This is a genomic window from Mesorhizobium sp. M7A.F.Ca.CA.002.05.1.1 (assembly GCF_003998335.1).
In the GTDB taxonomy this organism is placed as follows: domain Bacteria; phylum Pseudomonadota; class Alphaproteobacteria; order Rhizobiales; family Rhizobiaceae; genus Mesorhizobium.
Map to the genome: position 1 here is coordinate 1 of NZ_RZQI01000628.1, position 3,558 is coordinate 3,558.

The window sequence follows — 3,558 nt, forward strand, 5'->3', positions numbered from 1 at the left end:
GAGATGATCGTGGTGATGCCGGGATCGTCGCGCATCTGGTCGAGCGTCAGCCCGCGCGAAATCGCCATCATCTCGATGCCGTCAAGCGCCCTGCCCCGGCCGATAGCCGAGACATGGAAACTCTTATCGGTCAGCGTCAGATTGGTGAAGTAGGTGTCGAGATGGCGGGAGTTTGCCGGCAGCTCCACCGGTGCGCAGACCTGGTTGCCGAGCATGTGGATGCAGTTGAAATGCTGCGCCAACCGGGTCAGATCCGAATAGTCGCGCAAATTGCCGGCACGGCGGCCGCGCTCCATATCGTGCACATTCGGCGGCCCGGCAACGAGCGTGAAATTGATGGTGTTGCCGCCCAGATGAACCGCGTTGGCCGGATTGCGCGGCGTCAACACATAGCTGGACTGCGTGGTCTTCAACACGTCTTCGATCAGGCCGCGATCGATGCGGACATTCGCTGAGGCATGATCGACTTCGGCGCCAGCCTTCTCGAACAGCGACAGCGCCCGCGGGCTCATCACCTCGATGCCGAAATTCTCCAATATGTGCATCGACGCCTGATGGATCTGCTCGATCTGGTCGGGCGACAGCATAGCCATTGGCGGATAGGGATTCGTCACCCGCCTGAGCGGCAGTTGCGGGATGGCCGACGGGCCCCTGTTGCTGGTGCGCTCGGCGCCGCGTTTGCGTCTTGGTTCGTTCATGCCCGGCATCAAAGCCCCGGCAAACCGGGCAAGCTGTCGGAAATACGCCGTTTGCGGGCGTGATTTTAGCCACGGCGGCATTTCTGTAATATCTATTTAGAGAAAGCGACGAAATACGTCGGATTACTGACACAAAATCCCCCAAGCGACTGCTCCGACGAAGCGTTAACGAGCGCTGCAAGATTCCCTTTATGATTTCGGCCTATTGCTCTGCCAATGCGTAGCTCGAGTTTTAGTAAAATTGGTGCGGTTTGCGTGCTGCTGGCGCTTTCGGCCTGCGCCACGCCGCCCAGCCACATCAACAATGTCTGTGCCGTCTTCGACCAGAATGACGGCTGGTTCGACAACTGGCAGTCGGCCGCCGAGCGCACACAGCAGAAATACGGCATCCCCGTTCCCGTGCTGATGGCGACGGTCCGCAAGGAATCCGGTTTCAAGAGCAATGCACGGCCGCCACGCACCAAGCTGCTCGGCTTCATTCCGTGGAAGCATGTCTCGTCGGCCACCGGCTTCTCGCAGGCGCTGGACGGCACCTGGTCGCAATATCAGCGCGAGACCGGCAACTGGGCGGCCCGGCGGACGAAATTCGCCGACGCCGTCGACTTTGTCGGCTGGTATCATTCCAAGACCGCAGACACGTATGGCGTTGCCCGCAACGACACCTACAACCTCTATCTCGCCTACTATCTCGGCTGGACCGCCTATGGCCGCGGCAACCGGGGCGATGCCGGCGTCCAGGGCTATGCCCGGGCCACCGACAAGATGGCGCGGGACTATGCGCAGCAACTGAGCGAGTGCGGGAACTGAACTAATTCCGGGCATGAGCATTTCAACCACCCGCTGATGGACGGCATGCCTTGCCGACTAGCGGCAAACGCTCATCGCTTCGTCATCCACGGGCGGAGCAAGGAGCGCAGCGACGCAGCGCAGACCCCTGGAGCTGCTCCGCAGCCCAAGGGATCCATGCCGCGACTTCAAATCGCCGCCGCGGGCAGAAATTGTGCTCCGCTGCGCCCTCGGCTGAGGTCGCGGCATGGATCCCAGGGTCTCCGCGACGGAGCTTCGCTCCTGCTACGCCCTAGGATGACGAAGTTTGGGGAGGCTCCAGCCAATCCCGAATGCCAGCGATGGTCCACCGAGGGAAGACATCTTGCTGCCGACAGATCCCCAACCCTGCCAGATCCTCTGTTCCAGCGCGGCTAGTCGCGAAGCGCATTGACCGTTTCGAGATCGACCATCGGCCCGCCGGGCCGCGACGAAAGCAAGGGAATGCCGTTGCGCTCCCCGCCCGCCTGCGGCGGACGCAGCGAACGGCGAACCAGATCGGAAATGACTTCGCCCACACTGCGATCCTGCTGCCGCGCCATAGCTTTGGCGGCAAGAAGGACATCGTCATCGATTGCAAGTGTCGTTCTCACAATTCGCCCTCCCTCCAAGCATCAAACATCACATGGCGCAGCAAATGAAATTGCGTGATGCAGGTCAGTTCGGTTTCCTGGGCTTGCCCGGCTTTGGAGAACGGCCGGTTTCCGAAACCTCGTCGCGGACCTCGTGACGGCGGGCTTTCGAAACGGCTTCGGCCTCCTCGGCAGCCTGCCCCACCGCATCGGCTGCCGCGCTGCCCGTCTTGCCGCGCGGACGCTTCGGCGGCGTGCCGGCAAAACCGGGGCCGTCGCCGTGCGGCGCGTCATCCGGCACGCCTTCGTGCGCGGCGTGTTCCTTGTCGAACTTGATCACCGGCTCCATCTTGGCCAGCACGTCGTCGGAGAGCCAGCACAGGCTCATATGGCCGCCGCCGAGATGCTTGACCGGGGGCACCTTGGTCTCGCACAGATTGTCCGGCACCAGCTTCTTGTAGCCGCAGCGGGTCTGGAACGGGCAGCCGGACGGCGGATTCATCGCCGACGGGATGTCGCCTTCCAGCACGATGTGCCGCTTGACCACGCTGGTGTCGGCGATCGGAATCGCCGACAGCAGCGCCTCTGTATAGGGGTGATAGGGCGGCGCGAAGATCTGGTCGGTCGTGCCTTGCTCGACGATATAGCCGAGATACATGACGACGACGCGGTCGGCGATGTAGCGCACGACGGACAGATCATGGCTGATGAACAGCATCGTCGTCTTGTTCTTGCGCTGGATGTCCATCAGCAATTCGGTCACCGCCGCCTGCACCGACACGTCGAGCGCCGAGACCGGCTCGTCGGCCACCACCACCTTGGCGTCGCCGGCAAAGGCGCGCGCCACGCCGATGCGCTGCTTCTGGCCGCCCGAAAGCTGGCGCGGCTTGCGGGTCTCGAACGCCCTGGGCAGCTTCACCAGGTCGAGCAGTTCCAGCATGCGCTTGCGGCGATCGGCAACCGTCTTGCCGACATTGAACTTCTCCAGCGTGCGGATGATCTGCGAACCGACCGAATGGCTGGGATTGAGCGTGTCGAACGGGTTCTGGAACACCATCTGGATCGACGACACCGTGTCAACGCTCCGTTTCTCGATGCCCGTCGACTGGATTTCCGTGTTGCCCAGCGTCACCGTGCCGGCACTTGCCGTCTCCAGCCCGAGCAGCACCTTGGCCAGCGTCGACTTTCCGCAGCCGGATTCGCCGACGATGGCGACCGTCTCGGATTCGCGCGCCATGAACGAGATCGTCTCATTGGCCTTGACGACGCGGCCCTCGCTCGAGCCGAACACCTCGCTGCCGCCGACCCTGTAGTATTTTCTGAGATCCTCGATCTTGAGCACCGGCGCGCCGGGCACGACGCGCTCATTGACCTTCTTGGCGCCGGGCGGCAGCGCTTCCCAGTCGATCTCGTTGAAACGCACACAGCGCGAGAAATGGCCTTCGTGACCCGCGACCTCGATC

Annotated in this window: 4 protein-coding genes; 1 reads left to right on the forward strand and 3 read right to left on the reverse strand. The window is 62.7% G+C overall.

Features of this window, described 5'->3' with window-relative positions; genetic code table 11:
* A partial coding sequence (locus EN939_RS25415) for a trimethylamine methyltransferase family protein (RefSeq protein ID WP_206528336.1) occupies nt 1-698 on the reverse strand: 698 nt, incomplete at its 3' end.
* 216 nt (nt 699-914) lie between these two features.
* Between EN939_RS25415 and EN939_RS25420 the strand changes: the two genes are divergently transcribed.
* Nucleotides 915-1,505: a transglycosylase SLT domain-containing protein gene (locus tag EN939_RS25420; RefSeq protein ID WP_127270553.1), complete on the forward strand. Its 591-nt coding sequence runs from the start codon at nt 915-917 to the stop codon at nt 1,503-1,505.
* Nucleotides 1,506-1,897: 392 nt separating this feature from the next.
* Here EN939_RS25420 and EN939_RS25425 read toward each other — a convergent pair whose 3' ends face one another.
* Entirely contained in the window at nt 1,898-2,116 is a 219-nt protein-coding gene (locus EN939_RS25425; protein WP_127270554.1) for a CopG family transcriptional regulator, read from the reverse strand.
* 64 nt (nt 2,117-2,180) lie between these two features.
* Nucleotides 2,181-3,558: oligopeptide/dipeptide ABC transporter ATP-binding protein (locus tag EN939_RS25430; RefSeq protein ID WP_164751211.1), on the reverse strand; the 1,378-nt coding region annotated here is incomplete at its 5' end.